Origin of the sequence: Comamonas serinivorans (genome assembly GCF_002158865.1) — a bacterium.
GTDB lineage: Bacteria > Pseudomonadota > Gammaproteobacteria > Burkholderiales > Burkholderiaceae_C > Comamonas_E > Comamonas_E serinivorans.
In genome coordinates this window covers 2,180,505-2,201,313 of the sequence record NZ_CP021455.1, presented here as the reverse complement: position 1 = coordinate 2,201,313, position 20,809 = coordinate 2,180,505, and the positions used below count along the sequence as shown (strand labels likewise).

17 protein-coding genes and 1 tRNA gene are annotated in these 20,809 nt (G+C 66.5%); 8 read left to right on the top strand and 10 right to left on the bottom strand.

Going from position 1 to position 20,809, the window contains the following annotated elements:
• Positions 1-117 precede the first annotated feature (117 nt).
• A complete protein-coding gene (locus CCO03_RS09420) occupies positions 118-576 on the top strand; it encodes a RidA family protein (protein ID WP_087280282.1) in 459 nt (152 codons plus the stop codon).
• 468 nt (positions 577-1,044) lie between these two features.
• Here the strand turns inward: CCO03_RS09420 and ppsR are convergent, their stop codons facing one another.
• Complete coding sequence (gene ppsR / locus CCO03_RS09415; protein ID WP_087280279.1) at positions 1,045-1,866, bottom strand: posphoenolpyruvate synthetase regulatory kinase/phosphorylase PpsR; 822 nt, start codon at positions 1,864-1,866, stop codon at positions 1,045-1,047.
• Positions 1,867-2,122: 256 nt separating this feature from the next.
• Here ppsR and ppsA point away from each other — a divergent pair, with 256 nt between their 5' ends.
• The gene (gene ppsA / locus CCO03_RS09410) at positions 2,123-4,516 is read left to right on the top strand and encodes a phosphoenolpyruvate synthase (RefSeq protein WP_087280277.1); all 2,394 of its coding nucleotides are present in this window, start codon (positions 2,123-2,125) and stop codon (positions 4,514-4,516) included.
• Positions 4,517-4,899: 383 nt separating this feature from the next.
• On the opposite strand, the gene CCO03_RS09405 is transcribed toward ppsA, so the two are convergent.
• Entirely contained in the window at positions 4,900-5,130 is a 231-nt protein-coding gene (locus tag CCO03_RS09405) for a hypothetical protein (RefSeq protein ID WP_157667609.1), read from the bottom strand.
• Between the two features lie 273 nt (positions 5,131-5,403).
• Here CCO03_RS09405 and CCO03_RS09400 point away from each other — a divergent pair.
• Positions 5,404-5,479 (top strand) — tRNA-Lys (locus CCO03_RS09400).
• A gap of 254 nt (positions 5,480-5,733) precedes the next feature.
• On the opposite strand, the gene CCO03_RS09395 is transcribed toward CCO03_RS09400, so the two are convergent.
• The 4 genes from CCO03_RS09395 to tolB all read right to left on the bottom strand — a co-directional run bounded on the left by CCO03_RS09395 (position 5,734) and on the right by tolB (position 9,250).
• Positions 5,734-6,504: a tRNA threonylcarbamoyladenosine dehydratase gene (locus CCO03_RS09395; RefSeq protein WP_087284486.1), complete on the bottom strand. Its 771-nt coding sequence runs from the start codon at positions 6,502-6,504 to the stop codon at positions 5,734-5,736.
• 72 nt (positions 6,505-6,576) lie between these two features.
• Entirely contained in the window at positions 6,577-7,374 is a 798-nt protein-coding gene (ybgF, locus tag CCO03_RS09390) for a tol-pal system protein YbgF (RefSeq protein ID WP_087284485.1), read from the bottom strand.
• 8 nt (positions 7,375-7,382) lie between these two features.
• A complete protein-coding gene (gene pal, locus CCO03_RS09385; protein ID WP_087280271.1) occupies positions 7,383-7,910 on the bottom strand; it encodes a peptidoglycan-associated lipoprotein Pal in 528 nt (175 codons plus the stop codon).
• 47 nt (positions 7,911-7,957) lie between these two features.
• On the bottom strand, positions 7,958-9,250 hold the full coding sequence (tolB, locus tag CCO03_RS09380; RefSeq protein WP_087280268.1) for a Tol-Pal system beta propeller repeat protein TolB: 1,293 nt from the start codon (positions 9,248-9,250) through the stop codon (positions 7,958-7,960).
• 282 nt (positions 9,251-9,532) lie between these two features.
• Here tolB and msbA point away from each other — a divergent pair, with 282 nt between their 5' ends.
• Positions 9,533-11,305: a lipid A export permease/ATP-binding protein MsbA gene (msbA, locus tag CCO03_RS09375; RefSeq protein WP_087280265.1), complete on the top strand. Its 1,773-nt coding sequence runs from the start codon at positions 9,533-9,535 to the stop codon at positions 11,303-11,305.
• A gap of 265 nt (positions 11,306-11,570) precedes the next feature.
• Here the strand turns inward: msbA and CCO03_RS09370 are convergent, their stop codons facing one another.
• Positions 11,571-12,074, bottom strand: coding sequence for a CreA family protein (locus CCO03_RS09370; RefSeq protein WP_087284482.1), 504 nt, complete (start codon positions 12,072-12,074; stop codon positions 11,571-11,573).
• A 118-nt stretch (positions 12,075-12,192) separates the two neighbouring features.
• Between CCO03_RS09370 and CCO03_RS09365 the strand changes: the two genes are divergently transcribed.
• Both CCO03_RS09365 and CCO03_RS09360 read left to right on the top strand, forming a co-directional pair.
• Complete coding sequence (locus CCO03_RS09365) at positions 12,193-14,784, top strand: circularly permuted type 2 ATP-grasp protein (protein ID WP_087280262.1); 2,592 nt, start codon at positions 12,193-12,195, stop codon at positions 14,782-14,784.
• A 22-nt stretch (positions 14,785-14,806) separates the two neighbouring features.
• Complete coding sequence (locus tag CCO03_RS09360) at positions 14,807-15,790, top strand: transglutaminase family protein (protein WP_087280259.1); 984 nt, start codon at positions 14,807-14,809, stop codon at positions 15,788-15,790.
• 377 nt (positions 15,791-16,167) lie between these two features.
• Here the strand turns inward: CCO03_RS09360 and CCO03_RS09355 are convergent, their stop codons facing one another.
• The 3 genes from CCO03_RS09355 to CCO03_RS09345 all read right to left on the bottom strand — a co-directional run bounded on the left by CCO03_RS09355 (position 16,168) and on the right by CCO03_RS09345 (position 18,652).
• Positions 16,168-16,563, bottom strand: a complete 396-nt coding sequence (locus CCO03_RS09355; RefSeq protein ID WP_087280256.1) for a Zn-ribbon domain-containing OB-fold protein — start codon at positions 16,561-16,563, stop codon at positions 16,168-16,170.
• On the bottom strand, positions 16,563-17,732 hold the full coding sequence (locus tag CCO03_RS09350; protein WP_087280253.1) for a thiolase domain-containing protein: 1,170 nt from the start codon (positions 17,730-17,732) through the stop codon (positions 16,563-16,565). The genes CCO03_RS09355 and CCO03_RS09350 overlap by 1 nt, the downstream gene beginning before the upstream one ends.
• A 197-nt stretch (positions 17,733-17,929) precedes the next feature.
• A complete protein-coding gene (locus tag CCO03_RS09345; RefSeq protein ID WP_087280250.1) occupies positions 17,930-18,652 on the bottom strand; it encodes a YiaD family glycine zipper/OmpA-like lipoprotein in 723 nt (240 codons plus the stop codon).
• A gap of 279 nt (positions 18,653-18,931) precedes the next feature.
• Between CCO03_RS09345 and CCO03_RS09340 the strand changes: the two genes are divergently transcribed.
• Positions 18,932-19,624: a glutathione binding-like protein gene (locus tag CCO03_RS09340; protein WP_087280247.1), complete on the top strand. Its 693-nt coding sequence runs from the start codon at positions 18,932-18,934 to the stop codon at positions 19,622-19,624.
• A 347-nt stretch (positions 19,625-19,971) separates the two neighbouring features.
• Positions 19,972-20,724, top strand: a complete 753-nt coding sequence (locus CCO03_RS09335; RefSeq protein WP_157667608.1) for a TetR/AcrR family transcriptional regulator — start codon at positions 19,972-19,974, stop codon at positions 20,722-20,724.
• Positions 20,725-20,809: the final 85 nt, after the last annotated feature.

Here is a 20,809-nt window from a genome sequence, read left to right as displayed (position 1 = left end):
CGCTGTCGCGCCCGCAGCCTCCCCTGACGACACGCGCCCCTGCTGCGGCAAAATCCCCGCAGATGCCCAGAGCCCGTCCGGGCGTCTGGCACACCATGACTTTCACAGGAGAACCCCATGGACGTTTACGACAAACTGAAGCAACTGGGCATTGAACTGCCGCCGGTGGCCGTGCCCGCCGCCGCCTATGTGCCCTTCGTCATCAGCGGCAACCTGGTCTTCCTGTCGGGCCACATCGCGCGCCGGTCGGGCCGGGTGTGGACGGGCCGTCTGGGCGACGACATGGACACCCCCGTGGGCCAGGATGCCGCCCGCGCCATCGCCATCGACCTGCTGGGCACCCTGCACGCCGCCGTGGGCGACCTCAACCGCGTGCAGCGCATCGTCAAGGTCACCAGCCTGGTGCACTCGGCCCCGAGCTTCACCGAACAGCACCTGGTGACCAACGGCTGCTCGGAGTTGCTGGCCAGCGTGTTCGGCGACAAGGGCGCCCATGCGCGCAGCGCCTTTGGCACCGCGCAGCTGCCCCTGGGCGCCTGCGTCGAAATCGAGCTGATCGCCCAGGTTGCCGCCTGAGCATCCGAATACAGGGGTATGCTGCCAATCCCGATGAAAATTGAACGGCAGCATGCCCATACCTGCCCAAGGCAGCAATCTTGCTCACCTCAGCCGTCGTGGATCAGGTCAGCGTGTTGTCGCGGGTGGTGAGTGTCGCGTGACGCACGCCAGCCAGGCTCAAATGCTGGCTGCCCCAGGGTGGCGCCATGCAGCGGTGCGAAGCCAGGCCCTCTCGCAGCGCTGTGCCCTTCACCCCACCGCCCGCCTAAGCGGGCTGTGCACCTTTTCAGGGCCTGCGCCTTCACCACACGGGCCAGAAAGCCCATCACCCGCGCGCGGCCAGTTGGCGCGACACCGCACGGCCATCGGTCACCGGCGATATCGGGCGGGTTGGCCAATCACCGCGGCCGGCTTGTGGTTCACATCAATGACACCAGTACACCCCCATGTCCGTTTGCCCACCAATGAGCATGAAGTGATACAACCTCAATAGGACAGCCGGTCCGGGTGGATTTCCTGCAGGATGGTGGTGGCGATCTCTTCGATGCTCTTGGTCGTGGTCGACAGCCAGCGCACGCCCGAGCGGCGCATCATGGCCTCGGCCTGCGAGATCTCGTGGCGGCAGTTCTCGATGCTGGCGTAGCGCGAATTCGGCCGGCGCTCGGACCGGATTTCAGACAAGCGCTCGGCCGAAATCGTCAGCCCGAACACCTTTTTGATGTGCTTGGCCACATCGGGGGGCAGTTGCTGGCGGTCAAAGTCTTCGGGAATCAGCGGGTAGTTCGCCACCTTCAGGCCATATTGCATGGCCAGGTAGATGCTGGTCGGCGTCTTGCCGCTGCGGCTCACCCCAACCAGGATGACGTCGGCGTCGGCCAGCTGCACGTTGGACTGCCCGTCGTCGTGCTGCAGGCTGTAGTTGATGGCCTCGATGCGGTCGTTGTATTCCTTGCTCTTGCTGATGTCGGAGAACCGCCCCACGCGGTGGTGCGACTTCATGCCCAGCTCCTGCTCCAGCGGGCGCACAAAGGTGCCGAACATGTCCAGCAGCATGCCCTTGCAGTTCTCGTGCAGCACGCGCAGCACATCCATGTCGACGATGGTGGTGAAGACGATGGGCCGGTAGCCCTCCAGCTCGCCCACGTGGTTGATCTGCCGCACGGCCTGGTGGGCCTTGTCCACGGTATCGACGAATGGCAAGCGCACATTGCGCACCTTGATGTCGAACTGGGCCAGCATGGCATGGCCAAAGGTTTCGGCCGTGATGCCCGTGCCATCGGAAACGTAGAAAGCGGTGCGGTTGAACATGCGAAAAAGCGGCCTTCGGGCAGCGGTTGGAAGGTTGCGGTGCGCCTGGTGGGCGCACCGGCCGGATGCGTGTGGTTGTTGCGGCGTGCAACGCCATCGCCCCGGCCTAGAATACGGGATTATCCAAATTTCCCCAGCAGGTTCTGCGTGCCCGCGCCACGGTCGGCGCCAGGACGCATGCCGCCTGCTGCTTGGACGCAGGGCCCGCTGCGCGGCCTTGGATCCTGCACCGATTTTTAAACTCTGGAGCCCTTCCATGTCCAACCTGTTCGACGCGACCGCCCTGGTGGTGCCGTTCGAAAAATTGCGCATGACCGATGTCGAATCGGTCGGCGGCAAGAACGCCAGCCTGGGTGAAATGATCTCGCAGCTGCCCCAGGGCGTGCGCGTGCCCACCGGCTTCGCCACCACGGCGCATGCCTTCCGCCAGTTCCTGGCCCACGACGGCCTGGCCGACAAGATCAGCGCCAAGCTGGCCGCCCTGAACGTCGATGACGTGCGCGCTCTGGCCAGCACCGGCGCCGAAATCCGCGCCATGGTCGAAAGCCAGCCCTTCCCGGCCGACTTGGAAGCCGCCATCCGCGAGGCCTTCGTCACCCTGCAAGGCGGCGTGGCCGAGGCTTCGTTCGCCGTGCGCTCGTCGGCCACGGCCGAAGACCTGCCCGACGCGTCGTTCGCAGGCCAGCAGGAGACCTTCCTGAACGTGGTCGGCATCGACGACGTGTTGCACAAGATGAAAGAGGTGTTTGCCTCGCTCTACAACGACCGCGCCATCAGCTACCGCGTGCACAAGGGCTTTGCGCACGACGTGGTGGCCCTGTCGGCCGGCGTGCAGCGCATGGTCCGCTCGGACAAGGGCGCGGCCGGCGTGATGTTCACCATCGACACCGAGTCGGGTTTTGACCAGGTGGTGTTCATCACCGCCAGCTACGGCCTGGGTGAAACCGTGGTGCAAGGCGCCGTGAACCCCGACGAGTTCTACGTGCACAAGCCCACGCTGCAAGCGGGCAAAAAGGCCGTGATCCGCCGCAACCTGGGCTCCAAGCTGATCCAGATGGTGTTCTCGACCGCCGAAGAGAAGGCGGCCAGCGGCAAGCTGGTGCAGACCACGGACGTGCCGGCCGAGCTGCGCAACCGCTACTCGCTGACCGATGCCGACGTGGAAGAACTGGCGCGCTATGCGCTGGTGATCGAGCAGCACTATGGCCGCCCCATGGACATCGAATGGGGCAAGGACGGCATCGACGGCCAGCTCTACATCCTGCAAGCGCGCCCCGAAACGGTGAAGAGCCAGTCCGCTGGCCAGGCCGAACTGCGCTACAAGCTCAAGGGCAGTTCGGCCGTGCTGGCCGAAGGCCGCGCCATTGGCCAGAAAATCGGCACCGGCCCGGTGCGCCTGGTGTCCGACATCTCGCAGATGGACCAGGTGCAGGCCGGCGACGTGCTGGTGACCGACATGACCGACCCCAACTGGGAGCCGGTGATGAAGAAGGCCTCGGCCATCGTGACCAACCGCGGCGGCCGCACTTGCCACGCCGCCATCATCGCGCGTGAACTCGGCATCCCCGCCGTGGTGGGCTGCGGCGACGCCACCGACCGCCTGAAGAGCGACACGCTGGTGACCGTGAGCTGCGCCGAGGGCGACACCGGCCGGATCTACGACGGCCTGCTGGAGACCGAGGTGACCGAGGTCGAGCGCGGCACCATGCCCGAGATCTCCACCAAGATCATGATGAACGTGGGCAACCCCCAGCTCGCCTTCGACTTCGCCCAGCTGCCCAACGGCGGCGTGGGCCTGGCGCGCCTGGAGTTCATCATCAACAACAACATCGGCGTGCACCCCAAGGCCATCCTGGACTACCCCGCCGTCGACGCCGACCTGAAGAAGGCCGTCGAATCGGTGGCCCGCGGCCATGCCAGCCCGCGCGCCTTTTACGTTGACAAGGTGGCCGAAGGCGTGGCCACGATTGCCGCCGCCTTCTACCCCAAGCCCGTGATCGTGCGCCTGTCGGACTTCAAGTCCAACGAGTACCGCAAGCTCATTGGCGGCAGCCGCTACGAACCCGAGGAAGAAAACCCCATGCTGGGCTTCCGCGGCGCCGCGCGCTACATCTCGACCGAGTTCGGCGAAGCCTTCAAGATGGAGTGCGAAGCCCTCAAGCGCGTGCGCAACGACATGGGCCTGACCAACGTCCAGATCATGGTGCCCTTCGTGCGCACCCTAGGCCAGGCCAAGCGCGTGACCGAGCTGCTGGCCGACAACGGGCTTCAGCGCGGCGAGAACGAGCTCAAGCTCATCATGATGTGCGAAGTGCCCAGCAACGCCGTGCTGGCCGACCAGTTCCTCGAGTACTTCGACGGCTTCTCCATCGGCTCGAACGACCTGACGCAGCTCTCGCTGGGTCTGGACCGCGATTCCGGCCTGGAACTGCTGGCCCAGGACTTCGACGAGCGCGACCCAGCCGTGACCGCCTTGATCGAGCGCGCCATCACCGCCTGCCTGAGCCAGAACAAATACATCGGCATCTGCGGCCAGGGGCCCAGCGACCACCCGGATTTCGCCAAATGGCTGGCCGACAAGGGCATCAGCTCCATCTCGCTGAACCCCGACACCGTGATCGCCACCTGGCAATCCCTGGCGCAGGACTGATCCGCATGCCGGGCCCCGCCCGGATTGCGACACCACGAGAGCTGGCCCATGGCCAGCTCTTTTTCATGCGTAGTATGCAATCGATTTCGTTGAAGAATTAATGAACAGGCACGCATACTTCCACAGTCCATGCTCTTTCCAGGTGAGCTCGCATGACGAACTGGCTCAGCCCGCGCTCATGGGTTTCAGCGGGCTGCCGCCGGTGGAAAGGGGCAAGTGTTTTTTGCGTGTCAGGCGCATGGGGCTCATGCGCTTGGAAGCCTGGCCGCGTGAGCGCGGGACTCGCTTGCCCCCGCCCCTTGCAGGCAACCCGCCGGCCGGGAGCCTGCAGTCAAGCTGCCTGGGCCTTGCACGTGCCACAGAACGCTTGCAGCACCGTGCTGTCAGTCCCCAAAGCCTTCCGCTTGGCACATCTGCTCAAACATGAAGTCATCCAGCTCGTACTTCATGGCCCGCTGGTCGTGGACCTCGGCTTCGTTGAAGACGAACTTGATGAGGAAGCCCTCCGGGTTGGCGTCCGGCTCGTTCAGTTGGCTGAACGGAATCACATCGGTGATGAAAAGCTTGCGGCCGCGCGGTGCCTCAAGCACTTGACCTGCTGTCCATGCATGCATTGTTCTGAATTCCCTGTGACGGCTGTGGCGCCGCTTCCTGTTCCGGCCAAACGCGGTGTCGGGTGAAACCCTGACCATCGAAAATCTTATCGCCGCACGCCCCTGTGCAGACAAGCTTTGAGCACAACCCTGTCACCATCAGGGATGTCAGAGCGTGCGCAGAAGAGAAGGCTCAAACTTTTCCCGGGGCGTTTGTCGATGTCGAGCAAAACAGGGTATACTCTTAGGCTTACTGCAGCAGTTTGAGAAGAAGTTGATTTCAAGCTGCTGTGTGGGTCGTTAGCTCAGTTGGTAGAGCACCGGACTTTTAATCCGATGGTCGCGCGTTCGAGTCGCGCACGACCCACCACAAACACCTGAATCAAGCCCCTGCGCGTGCGCTGGGGCTTTTTTCTTGCCTCATCCGATCGCGCGAGCCGAAGCAGGCCAGCAAAGCATTCAGGATCAGGCTGCGAGGTGCAAACCCCATGTGGCCACCATGCGCATCGGCAACTGCGGATGCCACGCGTGAAGGGTCAAAGCCTCTAAAGCAATGTGAGTATGACCGAAATGCCGATATCAAATCAACGGCATCCAAGCCATACCCCTATTCCAAATTGCTCTTCAAGTTCTGGCCGCACGCGCGAGCACATCCAGGGCCCAGGACGCCGCGACCATGCCGAAGCTGGCGGTCACGGTCACGCTGGAGCCAAACCCGTGACAATTGAGTGAGCCGTCGCCTTCGATCGCGCACGATGCATGCGGCGGGGCGACCGGCTCGCGGCTGAACACGCAGGGCAGTTGCATCTTGCCCGTGCGCGCAAAGCCGTCTTTGCGCAACTGGTAGCGCAACTTGGCCAACAGGGGGTCGTGCGTGACCTGGGCCAGATCGCCCACCTCGACCAACTGAGCCTGCCGTTTGCCGCCGGCGGCGCCACAGACCACCAACCGCACCTTGCTGCGGCGGCTCCAGTGGGCCATCAGGCGCTTGGCGGCCTGCGAATCGCAGGCGTCAATCAACACATCCAAGCCGCTCAGCAGAGGCTCCAGCATGGGCCAGGTGTCGGCTTCGACGAACTCATCGATGGCCTGCACCTGGCACCCGGGGTGAATGCCGGCGATGCGCGCCGCCATGGCCTCCACCTTGGACTGGCCCAGGGTCTCGGTGTTGGCGTGAACCTGCCGGTTGATGTTGGACTCGGCCACGTGGTCGAGATCGACGAGGCTGAGCCGCCCCACGCCGCTGCGCGCCAAGGCCTCGGCCACCCAGGATCCGACGCCACCGATGCCCACGACCCCGACGTGCGCGGCGCGGATGGCCCGGGCGGCCTCCACGCCGTACAGGCGTTCCAGGCCGCCAAAGCGGCGATCAAGGTCATGCGGCTCACTGTTCATGGTCTGCGCGGAGAAAAGCGGAAAAAAAGCCGACGTCAATGACGCCGGCCGGGGTTCCATCAAATGAACGGGTCAGCGCAGGCGCGCCAAACGGTCTTTGGCCGCCTGTGCCGCTTCGCTCTTGGGAAAGCGCTTGATCAGGTCGTCCAAGGTTTTACGCGCCGCTGTGCTGTCCTTGAGCTCGATCTGGCAGTTGGCAATGGCCAGCATCGCTTCGGCCGAGCGCGGGCCGGACGGCTCCATGCTCAAACTCGAGCGGAAGTTGTTGACCGCTTCCTTGTAGTTCCGCGTGGCGTACTGGGCATTACCCAGCCAGAACAGCGCCGCAGGGTACTGCGGGCTCTTGGGGTGCTGCTTCAGAAAGGCGGCGAACGACTTTTGTGCACCGCTGAAATTGCCGGCACGGAACACGGCCATGGCCGCGTCGAAATCCTTTTGGGGATTGACGGCGGGTGCTGCCGCCGACGAGGGCGCGCTGGCCGCCGTGTCGGCTGCTGCCGCAGAAGCGCCGCCTTCAGGGGCCGTCAGGGCGCTGAGGCGGTCTTCCAGGTTCTGACTCATGTCGCGCTGCCGGCGTTGCAGCTCGGCGATGTCGCGTGTGAGCTGCTCCTCCACGCCTTTCATGTTCGCCAGCTCGCCACGCAGCGTTTCGATCTGCGCCTGCAGGTCGAGCACGCTGCGCCGCAGCTGCGCGTTGTCCTGGATCAGCTGGGACTGCGAGGCATTGGCGGCATCGAATCGCTTGCGCAAATCCAGGATGGCCGCGCGTGCCTCGTCATCGCCAAACAAGGCGTGGGCCTGCAGCGGCACGCCCAGCGCCAGGGCCAGCATGCCAGCCCGCGCCAGGCGCGAGCCCATGTGGGAAAGCATCAGCCGGCTCACTGGTACTTGAACTCAACGCGACGGTTTTGCGAGTAGGCGTCTTCCGAGGCGCCCATGGCGGCCGGCTTCTCCTCGCCATAGCTGATGGCTTCGATCTGCGCATCACCCACGCCCAGCAGGTTCAGCGAGCGGCGAACGGCTTCGGCGCGCTTTTGACCCAGGGCCAGGTTGTACTCGCGGCCACCGCGCTCGTCGGTGTTGCCTTCCAGCGTCACGCGGCGGGCCTTGTTGGCCTGCAGGAAGCGGGCATGGGCCTCCACGACCTGTTGGTCGTTCGAGCGCACCACGAAGCTGTCGAAGTCGAAATAGACCACGTTGCTCACGCCTTGAGGGCCGGCCGCGTTGGCATTGGCGTTCGATGCATCGACGCCGGTGACCGAGCTCTGGCCTGCCCCTGCAGCGTCGCCTCCGGTTTGGGAACCGCTGGTGCGGTCATCGACCACCGGTGCCGGGTCGAGCTTCTTGCTGCTGCATGCGCCCAGCGTCAAAGCCACGGCGAGAATCAATACGGACTGTTTGAACATGTTTCCCTTACTCCTAAGTGCTGGTGACTGAAACCAATGCGCGCGCATCAACGCGGAAACGGCGCCCAGGCCGGCTCGCGGATGTCGCCGCCCTTGCCGGCCAGACGGGCCTTGATCTTGCCGTCCAGCGTCGTTGTCATGAGGGCATCGGTGCCCCCTTGGCGCGTGGCGTAGACGATCAACTTGCCGTTCGGGGCGAAGCTCGGGCTTTCATCCGCTGCGGTGTCGGTCAGCGACAGCACCGCACCATTGCCCAACTCCATCGCCTGCAGTTTGTAGCCGCCCCCATTGCGGGTGATGTAGGCCAACCACTTGCCATCGGGGCTCACGGTGGGCGAAATGTTGTAGCTGCCGTTGAAGGTCACACGCTGAGGGCTGCCACCCGAGGCGGCCACGCGGTAGATCTGGGGCGAGCCGCCGCGATCCGAGACGAAGTAGATGCTGCTGCCGTCGGGCGAGTACACGGGCTCGGTGTCGATGGCGCTGCTTTGCATCAGCCGACGCGGCTCGCCACCGTTCACCCCCATCACATAGAGCTGCGAGCCCCCATCACGGCTCAGCGTCAGGGCAATGCTGCGGCCATCGGGCGACCAGGCCGGGGCGCTGTTGGATCCCTTGAAGTTGGCCAGCAGGCGGCGACGACCACTGGCCACGTCGTGCACATAGACCACGGGTTTGCGCGCCTCGAACGACACGTAGGCCAGTTGGCGGCCATCGGGCGACCAAGTCGGCGAAATGATGGGCTCGCCGCTGGTCAAGGCCGCCTGGGCGTTCTCGCCGTCGGAATCGGCCACCCACAGGGTGTAGCGGCGCCCCGCCTTGCTCACGTAGGCCAGGCGCGAAGAAAACACCCCGCGTTCGCCCGTGAGCTTTTCGTAGATGTAGTCGGCGATTTTGTGCGCGGTCAGGCGCAGGTCGGCCTGCGGCACCACATAGCTCTGGCCGCCATACTCCTGGCCCTTGATCACGTCCCACAGGCGAAACCGCACGTCGTAGCGGCCATCGCCCTGGCGGGTCACGCTGCCGCCCGCCAGCGCGTCGGCGCCTTTCTGACGCCACAGCGCCACGTCGGGCCGGGTGTTTTCGTCCATGGCCTGACCGCTGGCATCGACGATGCGCAGCACGCCGCTGCGCTCCAGGTCGGCGCGCACGATGCTGGCGATTTTCTGTGGGGAGGCGTCTTCACCGCGGAAATTCGCGACTGCCACGGGAATCTGGGTGCCCCCCACGCCCGTGACCTCGACCTTGAATTGAGCCAGGACCGGCAGGGCCGGAACGGCAGCCAGGGATCCCAGAACAGTGCGGCGAACGAGCTTGAAGGTGGTTGGATGTCCGGTCATGCAGCAAAGGTGCAGCCTCGAGGGCCAGAGGAGTCGTGAAAGGGAGAAATCCGAGCCCGGCAATGGTACACACCATGCCGCACCCAGCGTCACAAGCTGTGACGTGACGGTGAGCAGACTTCGATCGTCGGAAAAAGTTCTGGCGGCATTGTGCCCACCGCCGGTCCACCGAGCCGGCAATCGCCCACGGCCCCGGCAAGCCGCGGGCCTTGGCCGGCCCCAGAGCCGCGCCTGGACGCCAGACAAGGGCACCCGACATCGGCCGATACAATGCTTGGCCGAATGTCAGACCCTACCCTCACTGCCACCCAGGCGGACTCCCCTGCGCCGGAGCGCGCGCTCTGGCCCCGCCTGAAGCGCCTGTCACGCTACTTCAGCCAGCATCGACTCGGATGGTGCATCGCCCTGATCGCGACCCTGATCAGCGCCTCCACCGAGCCCATGATTCCCGCGCTGCTCAAGCCCCTGCTGGACGATGGCTTCACCGAAGGCTCGCTGCAGCTGTGGATGGCGCCTGTGGCCATCATCGGCCTGTTTGCCATCCGCGGCGTGGCGCAGTTTGCCGTGCAGTATGCGCTGGCCAGCATCACCAACCAGGGCATGGTGGTGCTGCGCAAGCAGATGTTCGAGCGCCTGCTGTCGGCCGACATGGGGCTGTTCTCCAAGCAATCGGCCAGCAAGCTCTCGAACACGCTGGTCTACGAGGTGCAGACCGGCTCGCTGCAGCTGGTGCAGGCGCTGCTCTCGGTCTCGCGCGACGGGTTCACCGTCATCGCGCTGCTCATCTACCTGCTCTACCTGAACTGGACACTCACGGCCATCGTGCTCGTCATGGTGCCGGGCGTGGGCTGGATCATGAAAACGCTGTCCAGGCGACTCTACCGGGTAACCAAGACGAGCCAGAACGCCACCGACGAGCTGGCCTATGTGGTCGAAGAAAACGTGCTCGCGCACCGCATGATCCGCCTGCATGGCGCGCAGGCGACGCAGGACAGCCGCTTCAACACGCTGAGCCAGAGCCTGCGGCGCCTTGCGATCAAGGCCACCATCGCTTCGGCCGCCATGACCCCGCTGACCCAGCTGTTTGCCGCCGTCGCCCTGTCGGTCGTCATCGTCATCGCGCTGGCGCAGGGCCGAGCGGCCGGCGACAGCGTGACCGTGGGCTCGTTCGTGGCCTTCATCAGCGCCATGCTGATGCTGATCGCCCCCATCCGCCGCCTGGCCGACCTGGCCAACCCCATCACCCGGGGCCTGGCCGCGCTCGAACGCGGGCTGGACCTCATGGACCATGTGCAGGCCGAACAAGGTGGCACGTTCGCCAAGCCCCGTGCGGCTGGCCAGCTGCGCTTTGACCACGTCAGCGTGCAGTTCTCGGCTGACGGTGCGCCGGCGCTGACTGGCATCAGCCTGACCGTGCAGCCCGGCGAAAACGTGGCCCTGGTCGGCGCGTCGGGCGCCGGCAAGACCACCTTGGTCAACCTGCTGCCGCGTTTCGTGCAGCCAACGTCGGGCACGGTGCTGCTGGACGACGTGCCCCTGCAGGACTGGGATCTGCGCGCGCTGCGCCGCCAGTTCGCCCTGGTGAGCCAGGACGTGGTGATGCTCAACGTCAGCGTGTTGGACAACGTGGCGCTGGGCGACGAGACGCCTGACCGCGAGCGCGCCTTGCGCAGCCTGCAGGCGGCCAACCTGGCCGACTTCGTGGACGCACTGCCCCAGGGCGTGGACACCGTGGTCGGCCACAACGCGGCCCAGCTGTCCGGTGGACAGCGGCAGCGCCTGGCCATCGCGCGTGCGCTGTACCGCGACGCCCCCATCCTGCTGCTGGACGAAGCCACCTCGGCGTTGGACACGGCCAGCGAACGCCTGGTGCAACAGGCGCTGGAGCGGCTGATGGAAGGCCGCACCTGCATCACCATCGCCCACCGCCTGTCGACGGTGGAGCGCGCCGACCGCATCGTGGTGCTGGACCGGGGCCGCATCGCCGAACAAGGCACACATGCCGAGCTGACCGCAGCCAACGGCCTGTATGCACGGCTTCACCAGCTGAGCTGATGCCTGGCGCGGACGTGACGCGCACCGTTTCGGCAAACCTGGCCGGCCTGCTTGTCATCCCAGCCGCGCCGGGCCCGCTGATTGACATGCCACGGCTCGGGCCGCTGTCCGGCTCCTGAGAGGGATCGACCTCGATCGCAAACCGGCCTTGCCCCAGCGATCACGCTGGTCTGGCCATGGATGGCGGTAGCCACATTCATCGCAAGGCAGTATGCGCCTGATCTCAATTAAAAATCATCGGCAATCAGGCCATACTCCCGCAACATCAACGCTTGACAGGAATCGGCGTGCCCGCCGGCACGGGCACGGCGGTCACGCTGTTCTGGGGCGAGCCCTCGATCACGCGGTCGGCATACGTCATGTAGACCAGGGTGTTGCGCTGGCTGTCCACCATGCGCACCACGCGCAGGCGCTTGAACAGCAGCGAAATGCGCTCGCTGAACACCTCGTCCTGCGGCTTGATCGGGGCCTTGAACGCGATCGGGCCGGTGGCATGGCAGCTCAACGACGCCTCGGAACGGTCTTCGGCCAGCCCCAGGCCACCTTTGATGCCACCCGTCTTGGCCCGCGAGACGTAGCAGGTCACCCCTTGCACCAGCGGGTCGTCGTAGGCATCCACCACGATCTTGTGATCCGGCCCGATGACCTTGAACACGGTGTCGACCGAACCGATGGTCTCGGCCTGCACCGCCAAACCGGCGCAGGCGGCAAGCCCCAGGGCGGCGGCGCGCAGCCGCCGCAGGGCGCGAACGGGTGTCGAAAACGGCATGAAACAGGAACTGGACATCGGGTGAAACTCTTTCGCTCTGAAGCCGCGCCGACCATTCGGCCCGGCCTGTGGTAATTTTCGCGCGGCATTCAAGGCGCAGGCCATCTGCCACGTCAGCATGTCCCTCCACCTGGCACCGCGGCCCGTGAACCACCCCCTTCCTTCCGACCCCTTCCCCCCTCGGTTCGACCCGGGCGACGGCAGCCCTGCCTGGCAGCGCTTCTGGGCCCAGGCGCGTGCACATGGCCCCGACGCGGCCCGTTACCTGGATCAGCGGTGGCTGGACCTGCAGCGCCAGCTGCAGGACGACGAAGTCACCTACAACGTCTACGCTGGCGATGGCCAGTTGCAGCGCCAGTGGGACGTGGAGCTGCTGCCGGTGCTCATCGAGCCACAGGACTGGCAGATGCTGGAGCGCGGCATCCTGCAGCGCGTGCGCGTGCTGAACGCCATGCTGGCCGACCTCTATGGCGAGCGCAAGCTGCTGCGCTCGGGCCTGCTGCCACCCGCTCTGGTGCAGGGGCATCCCGACTTCCTGCCCTGCATGGACGGGGTGCGGCCGCCCCACGGCACCCACCTGCACCTGTGCGCCTTCGACCTCATCCGCACCGAAACCGGCGCCTGGTGCCTGCTGTCGCAACGCCTGCAGGCGCCTTCGGGCATGGGCTACCTGCTCGAGAACCGCCATGCCGTGCTGCACCAGTTGCCGCAGGAGTTCGAAGCCCTGCGTGTGCGCCGCCTGGCCGGCAGCTACCGCGCCCTGGTCGACAGCCTGCGCGCCCACAGCCCGGCCGGGGCCGACAGCCACATCGCACTGCTGACGCCGGGCCAGTACAACGAAACGTATTTCGAGCACGCCTACCTGGCCCGCTACCTCGGCATCACGCTGGTGGAGGGCGCGGACCTGACGGTGCGCGACCAACGGCTGTTCCTCAAGACCATGCACGGCCTGAGCCCGGTGCACGCCGTCATCAAGCGCATGGACGACCAGTACCTGGACCCCCTGGAGCTGCGCCCCGATTCGCAGCTGGGGGTGCCGGGCCTGATGCAGGCCTTGCGCGCCGGCAATGTGCTGATGGCGAACTGGCCCGGCGCGGGCTTCATGGAGTCCAGCGCCATCCTCGCCTTTTTGCCGGCACTGGCGCGCCACCTGCTGGGCGAGGACCTGGAATTGCCGGCGGCGCCCACCTGGTGGTGCGGAGAAGCCGCGGTGCGCGACCAGGCCCTGGCCATGCTGGATGACTGCGTCATCAAACCCACTTACCCCGCCCCCTACCCCGGTGCGGCAGCCCGCGCGCATTTCGACCCCGTGCTCACGCGCTGGTTGAGCCCTGCCGAGCGCGCGGACTGGGCGCAACGCCTGGCCGTGCACAGCGACGACCTCACCGTGCAGGCGCACCTGCCCGCCGCGCACCAGGCCGTGTGGCAGTGGCAGCCCGACGGCGGCCGGCTGACCGATCGCCCCGTGGTGCTGCGTCTGTTCGCCCTCTCGAACGGGCCAGGTCAGTGGCAGGTGCTGCCGGGCGGCATGGCCCGCCTGCCGGTCGGCCCGCACGCCCTGTCCTCGATTCGCCTGGGGGGCACCAGCGCCGATGTCTGGGTCGTGGGGGCAACGGCCAGCGACCCGCAACCAGCGGCCTCGCAACCCGGCGTGCGCATGACGCCGACCGCTGCCGACCTGCTGCCCCGCGCCGTCACCCCGGGCCTGGACGTGGCCCGCCGGGTGCGCGTGGTCACCAGCCGGGCCGCGGAAAACCTGTTCTGGCTTGGGCGCTACACCGAGCGGGTGGAGAACCAGGCGCGCCTGGCCCAGCTCAGCCTCGATGCGCTGCACGGCGAAGAGCAGCCCTCGGTGCCCTTCTTCGCCTGGATCGACCTGCTGTGCCGCAAGATGGGCATGGTGCCGGACGAGGCCGAACCCCTGGTGTTCACGCCGGCCGAATTTGCCCAGACCCTGGTGCGCAACCTGGCACCCGGCAGCGCCCACAGCGTGGGCCACGCGCTTCAGGCCCTGCGCGCCGCGGCCGCCCAGGTGCGGCACCGCATGGCGCTCGACCACTGGCGCGCCATCAGCCAGGCCGAGCGCGAATTCGCACAAGCCATGCACAGCCTGCTGCAGGCCGGCTCGCACGAGGGCGTCACGCGCGTGCTGACCGCCCTGCGCGAACGCATCAGCGCCATCGTCGGGGCGCAGATGGACCACATGACGCGCGACGATGGCTGGCGCATGCTGACCCTGGGGCGCTACGTCGAGCGGCTGGACTTCTACAGCCAGGCCCTGAGCCAGGCCTTCTACGCCAATGCCGTTCACGACTTCGAAGGTTACGAGGCCGTACTGGCCCTGTTCGACAGCACCATTTCGTTCCACGCGCTCTACCAGCAAAGCCAGAATCTGGCCTCGCTGCTGGACCTGCTGGTGCAAAGCCGCGAAAACCCGCGCTCACTCGGCTGCGTGACGCAGGCCCTGGCCGACGTGCTGGCCACGCTGCAGCGCCACGCGCCCGACGGGGCGCCCGACCTCAGCCAGCTGCTGCCGGCACCGGCCGACGCGCCGCTGGCGCTGCTGTGTGCCGCCGACGACGTGGGCAACTTTCACCACCTGCAGACCCTGCTCGATGCCTGCAGCCACGCGGCCAACCAGGTGAGTGACCAGATCAGCCTGCGCCACTTCACCCACTACCACGAAGCGCGCCACGCGGTCTGGTCCTGAACCGCCCCAACCCCCATTCGCCATGCTGCTGCGCATCGCCCACGACACCCGCTACCGCTACGCGCAAGCCATCGAGGGCGCGCAGCACATCGTGCACCTCAAGCCGCCGCGCACGCCCTGGCAGCAGGTGCTGTCGCACCAGCTGGTGTTCGACCCGCCGCCCGACAGCCATGCCGAGCGCATCGACGCCTTCGGCAACCACCAGGAATGGTTGGCGCTGCAAACGCCGCACCGGCATTTCAGCGTCAGCGCCCAGGCCCAGGTGCGCACCCTGCCGCCACAGCCCGCGCCCAGCACCATCGGCTGGGAGGCCGCACGCGACAGCCTCACCTACCGGGCCGGCGCCACCTACGACGACGCGGCCGGCATGGTGTTCCCCTCGCCCCACATCGCCTGCCACGCCGATTTCGTCGCCTACGCCCAGCCCTCGTTCCGTCCAGGCCGGCCACTCATCGCCGCGGCGTGCGACCTCATGCAGCGCATGCACGGCGATTTCCGCTACCGCAGCGCCAGCACCAGCATCGACACCCCCGCGCGCGAGTCGCTGGCCCGCCGCGAGGGCGTGTGCCAGGATTTCGCCCACGTCCTGATCGCCTGCCTGCGCAGCCTGGGGCTGGCGGCGCGCTACGTGAGCGGCTACCTGCTGACCCAGCCCCCACCCGGGCAACCCCGCCTGATCGGGGCCGATGCCAGCCATGCCTGGGTGCAGGTCTACCTGCCCGACCTGCGCTACCCCGAAGGCTTTGCCGACACCCTGTTCGTGACGGCGCGCGAGGCCGAGGCCGACCACAAGACCACGCACACCGTGGCCCGCCTGGGCGCCTGGTACGACCTGTGCCCCACGAACGCACGCCATGGCTGGGGCACCCCTGGCGAGGACTACGTGCGTGTGGCCGTGGGGCGCGATTTTTCCGATGTGTCGCCGGTGCGCGGCATCCTCTTTGGCGCCGCCGAGCACAGCCTGGACGTGGCCGTCACGGTGGAACCCATCGAAGAAGGCCTCTGAAAGGCAATGTTGAAGCGCAAACTCATGCATGGAGTATGGGTTGATTTCCGTTTGTAATTAAACGGCAATTCACCCATACGCCGTTCACCCCTCAAGACTCGGCGACATGAACGCGATTCGCCTAGTCCGATGGCAGAACCTTCGACCAGGCTGAAGCCCTGTGGATTCCTGGGCTCACTGCGGCAACCTGTGGCGTCTCGCTGCAAGGCCATCGAGCTGTGCCCCGCCTCATCAACGCCGCCCGCAGAGTGACGCTGCCAGTCGGGTGACGCTTCTCAGCCGCCCTGGCCCTGGGCGGCCACATCGCCCGCCGCGTCGACGGCATCAACGTCGAGCTCACTGCAGCGGCGCCCGGCACCCGAGGCGGCCGCGCCATATCAAGCCGGCTTGAACTTGGGAATGCGCAAATCGGGCGCTACCTCGACCAGGGTCACGACCACGGGCTGACCGATGGCGAGCGACGCATCCGTGTCGACCAGTTCGGTCAGCATCAGCGGGCCATCCTGCAGCTGCACGTAGGCGATCACGCGCTCGCCCGCCGGGCCGTTCAGGCGCGAGTAGCTGAACACCGTGCCCTGGCCGGCGCTGTCCTCCCACACCACATCGTCCGAAAAACACAGTGGGCAAAAGGCGCGAGGAAACCAGTGCTGCTTGCCGCAGGCGCGGCAACGCGGCAAGCTGAACTGCCCCTGGCGCGCCTTGTCCCAGAACGGCTGGTTTTCGGGAAAGTTGGCAATGCCGGCCTGCACCAGCTCGAGTTCGGTCGCGTTCATCACAGGCGCTCCAAGATGACGGTGGCATGGGCATGGCCGAAACCCATCACCAGGCCCGGGCCGCTGGCAATGGCCAGCTCGCAATCCTTGACCTGGACGGGGGCGTTCGCCTCGCCGCGCAGCTGGCGCACGGCCTCGATCACCTTGGTGATGCCGCCGCGGTTTTGCGGGTGGTTGCTGCACAGACCACCGCCATCGGTGTTCCAGGGCAGCCTGCCTTGCCCGGCGATCAGATTGCCCTCGGCCGCGAACTGGCCGGCTTGGCCGTATCCGCACAGACCGAGGTCCTCCAGCTGCATCAGCACGTTGACGGTGAAGTTGTCGTAGATGGAAGCGTATTGGATGTCGGCCGGTGTCACGCCCGCCATGGCGAAGGCGTCGCGCCCGGAGTACTTGGCCCCCGACTCGACAAAGGGGTTCCAGTTGCCGCCCTGGATCTGGATGGTGTCGCCATAGCCCTTCACGCCCACCAGCGGGCGTTTCAGCGACTTGGCGATCTCGGGCTTGGTGACGACGAGCGCGCCGCCGCCATCGGTGATCACGCAGCAGTCCATGCGCCGCATGGGCTCGGCCACCATGGGCGAGGCCATGATCTCGTCGATCGAGATCACCTTCTGCAGCAAGGCGTGCGGGTTGTGCTGCGCGTGCAGCGAGGCCGAATGCTTGACCCAGGCCATCTGCTCCAGCGTGGCCCCGCGTTCGTGCATGAAGCGGCGGGTGAGCATGCCGTAGAACGCCGTGATGGTCGGCGCGTACAGCCCTTCCCACACCGTGTGCGGGCGCTCGGATCCCGTCCAGCGGTAGGCCGTGCCCGTGGCCTGCTTGTTGCTGCGCGGCTTGCCCGCCAGCGTGATCAGGGCAACCGAACACTTGCCGGCCGCGATCGCCTGCGCCGCCTTGCCCACGTGCGAGATGTAGGAGCAGCCGCCTTCCTCGGTCGCATCCATGTGCTTGAGGCGCAGGTTCAGGTAATCCACCATGGCGGGCCCGTTGCCATCGGGTGCGTCGCCGGCACAGAAGTAGCCATCCACATCGCGGATGGACAAGCCGGCATCCGCCAGCGCGCCCCGCGCGCACTCGGCATGCAGCTGGGCCACCGATTTATCCGGCGCAAAGCGGGTTGGGTGCTCGAACGCTCCGGCAATGAAGGCCTGCGACTGGGTACTCATGCTTCTCCTTGTCCACCGGACAGACGGCGGTGCATGCAGCCATTGTGGCCAGCGCCTGGGCTGGGTTCAGTCCCTGGCAAGACAGGTCGTCTGAAGCTGGCCCGAGCGGCTCGCCGTTCATGGGGAATCGACCGGCGCAGGCGGTGAGATCCGCGGCTGCCCAGCCAGCCACGGGATGCAAGCGGTGCGCCCGACCGTCAGCGCTGAATCGGCTGGCCGATGGGCTGGTTCATGGCCGGCGGTTGCATGGGCTGCTGGGCCCCCTGCGCCGGTGCGCGTTCGGCCAGGAAGATCTCGATGCGGCGGTTCTTCGCGCGGCCGGCTTCGGATCCGTTGTCGGCGATGGGCTGACGCGACCCACGGCCTTCGGTGCGGATGAGGCTGCTGTTGGCGCCGCGTGCGGCAAGGTAATCGCGGGCGCTGTTGGCGCGGCGCAGCGACAGCGGGTCGTTGATCGCGTCGTTGCCGGTCGAGTCGGTGTGCCCAACGATCAGCACCTCGGTGTTCGGCTGGCTGCCCAGGCCTTGGGCGAACTGGTCGAGGATGGGCTGCAGGTGCGGCTTGATGACGGCGCTGTTGGTGTCGAACGAGATGTCATTCGGGATGTTGAGCCGCAGCTGGTTGTCGGCCGTTTGCTCGACCTGCACGCCGGTGCCGGCGGTCACCCGCTCCATCTCGCGCTTTTTGTTTTCCATGTGCTGCGACCAGATGTAGCCGCCCAGGGCGCCCAGGCCAGCCCCGATCGCAGCGCCCTTGCCGTCACCGATCAGCCCGCCTGCCGCGGCACCCGCACCCGCGCCGATGGCCGTGTTGCGCGCCGTGGGCGACATGCCGGCGCAACCCGTCAGCACCAGTGACGCGGTCACGGCCAGCACCGTGGCGCCCGACAGCAGCTTGCGATTCAAAGAGGTGTGTGTCATGTGAATGTCCTCGTGGTTGAACAACGCGCCAACTGTAGTGGCGTCGCGCAGCCGTCGGCGTAGGACGCACGACACTCGCGGAACTACTTCTCGTCCACATACGATTGGTTACGCAACACGCCGTTTCGCAGATCACCGTTTCGCGAGGTACCGTTGCGCGAGACCGAGATGCCGCATCACGGACGATCCCGGCGTGGCAAGATGCCCGGCGTTCCTCGGCGTGCCGGCCTGCAGCATCTGGCGCCTGCCGCTCTGCCTCGCCTTCGTTTGGAGACCCCCATGATCGACGTCTATTCCTGGCCCACGCCCAACGGGCACAAGGTCCACATCCTGCTGGAGGAATGCGGCCTGCCCTACCAGGCGCACGCCGTCGACATCGGCGCAGGGGACCAGTTCAAGCCCGACTTCCTGGCCATCAGCCCCAACAACAAGATTCCCGCCATCGTGGACCCCGACGGCCCGGCGGGACGGCCCATTTCCCTGTTCGAGTCCGGCGCCATCCTGGTCTACCTGGCCGAGAAGACCGGCCAGTTCCTGCCCACCGAACCCCACGCGCGCCACGCCACGCTGCAGTGGCTGATGTTCCAGATGGGCGGGGTCGGCCCCATGCTGGGTCAGGCGCATCACTTTCGCCTGTACGCCCCCGAGAAGATCGCGTACGGCATCAACCGCTACACCAACGAGGCCAAGCGCCTGTACGGCGTGATGGACCAACAGGTCAGCCAGCACGCCTACATCGCGGGCGACACCTACACGATTGCCGACATCGCCATCTTCCCGTGGCTGCGCAGCGCCGAAAACCAGGGCGTGGACTGGTCCGACTACCCGGCCCTGAAGGCCTGGTTCGACCGCATCGCCGCGCGCCCTGCCGTTCAGCGCGGCGTGGCCGTGCTGGCCGACCGCCGCAAGCCGATTACCTCGGATACCGCCCGCGACATCCTGTTCGGCCAGCAGCAGTATGCGAAGCGATGAAATCGCTTGGGGTATCAGTCACGACCGATGAAAAGAACATCGCAAGAGCCGGATACCCCCTCAAGCTGTCGTTTGAACCAGCGACAGCCCCTGCACCAGCTCGTGGGCGCAGCGTGCACCCGTGCATGGCGCCGCCCTGCAGCTTGGCGATGAGCCGGTCCAAGGCGCCCAGCGATGGCTGCTGCTTGCAACGCAACAGGCTGCGCCTGGGCTCGCGGGGGACGTGTCGGCGGCGGGCTGTCGGATCGGGGTGCACAGCATCTCCCATGCAAGGGCCCCATGAAAGGAACGATGTGGTTCCGTTTGTGGGGGCATGCTACCCTCGCGCCCAGTTCGCGCTTTCCCGCATGCACGCCGTGACCGCCGCCCCCACCAATCCCGTCAACCGCCCTCGCCCCGCACCCAAGGCCCGCCCGCGCCATGCCGCCGTCACCGAACGCAAGACGGGCCGGCCGTCGCGGGATGCCGCTGCCGAACTCACCGAACGCATCGTGGCCATCGCCACCGATCTGTTCGTCACCCAGGGGTATGCCGCAACCAGCGTCGATCACATCGTCCGATTGGCCGGCATCTCCAAAAAGACCTTTTACGCGCGCTTTGCCGACAAGGCCGAGGTGTTCGACGTCGTGGTCACAGGCTACGTGGACCGCAACCTGCGTCCCGACGGCCCCCCGCTGCTGAGCAAAGGCCTGGAAGCACAGCTGCGCGAGCTGGGCGGCCGGCTGCTGGCCTGGACGCTGCAGCCGGATGTGCTGGGCTTGTACCGCGTGGCCGTGGCCGAGTCACAGCGCTTTCCCGAGCTGGCGCGCAAGGTGTTCGAATCGCCGGTGAGCGCAGCGGCCCAGCAGGTGGCATCGCTGCTGCAGGCCTGGCTGCCCGGCCTGGACCCGCACGAGGCCATGAAGCTGGCGCACCACTACATGAACTGCACGATGTCGCCGCCCTTTCTTCGCGCGATGCAGGGCCTGGAGCCCCCCGGCCTGAACGACGAACGGCGTGAGCAGCTGCGCGAGGCCACAGCCTGGTTTCTGCACGGCATTGCGCCGGCGACCGGCACGCCAGGCGCGGACCAGCCCCCTGCGGACCAAGCCCCGTCATGAGCACAGGGCCAGCCAGGTTCAATGTCTGGCAGTACACCTGCCTGTCCGATCAAAGACAATCGGCAATCAGCCCATACCCCATTTT

Coding starts and splice junctions, on each gene's coding strand:
- CCO03_RS09360 (WP_087280259.1), top strand. CDS start 14,807: ATGCTGCTGCGCATCGCCCACGACACCCGCTACCGCTACGCGCAAGCC.
- CCO03_RS09355 (WP_087280256.1), bottom strand. CDS start 16,563: ATGAACGCGACCGAACTCGAGCTGGTGCAGGCCGGCATTGCCAACTTT.
- msbA (WP_087280265.1), top strand. CDS start 9,533: ATGTCAGACCCTACCCTCACTGCCACCCAGGCGGACTCCCCTGCGCCG.
- CCO03_RS09405 (WP_157667609.1), bottom strand. CDS start 5,130: ATGCATGCATGGACAGCAGGTCAAGTGCTTGAGGCACCGCGCGGCCGC.
- CCO03_RS09335 (WP_157667608.1), top strand. CDS start 19,972: ATGCACGCCGTGACCGCCGCCCCCACCAATCCCGTCAACCGCCCTCGC.
- CCO03_RS09420 (WP_087280282.1), top strand. CDS start 118: ATGGACGTTTACGACAAACTGAAGCAACTGGGCATTGAACTGCCGCCG.
- tolB (WP_087280268.1), bottom strand. CDS start 9,250: ATGACCGGACATCCAACCACCTTCAAGCTCGTTCGCCGCACTGTTCTG.
- CCO03_RS09350 (WP_087280253.1), bottom strand. CDS start 17,732: ATGAGTACCCAGTCGCAGGCCTTCATTGCCGGAGCGTTCGAGCACCCA.
- CCO03_RS09365 (WP_087280262.1), top strand. CDS start 12,193: ATGTCCCTCCACCTGGCACCGCGGCCCGTGAACCACCCCCTTCCTTCC.
- ppsA (WP_087280277.1), top strand. CDS start 2,123: ATGTCCAACCTGTTCGACGCGACCGCCCTGGTGGTGCCGTTCGAAAAA.
- CCO03_RS09370 (WP_087284482.1), bottom strand. CDS start 12,074: ATGCCGTTTTCGACACCCGTTCGCGCCCTGCGGCGGCTGCGCGCCGCC.
- CCO03_RS09395 (WP_087284486.1), bottom strand. CDS start 6,504: ATGAACAGTGAGCCGCATGACCTTGATCGCCGCTTTGGCGGCCTGGAA.
- CCO03_RS09340 (WP_087280247.1), top strand. CDS start 18,932: ATGATCGACGTCTATTCCTGGCCCACGCCCAACGGGCACAAGGTCCAC.
- pal (WP_087280271.1), bottom strand. CDS start 7,910: ATGTTCAAACAGTCCGTATTGATTCTCGCCGTGGCTTTGACGCTGGGC.
- CCO03_RS09345 (WP_087280250.1), bottom strand. CDS start 18,652: ATGACACACACCTCTTTGAATCGCAAGCTGCTGTCGGGCGCCACGGTG.
- ppsR (WP_087280279.1), bottom strand. CDS start 1,866: ATGTTCAACCGCACCGCTTTCTACGTTTCCGATGGCACGGGCATCACG.
- ybgF (WP_087284485.1), bottom strand. CDS start 7,374: ATGCTTTCCCACATGGGCTCGCGCCTGGCGCGGGCTGGCATGCTGGCC.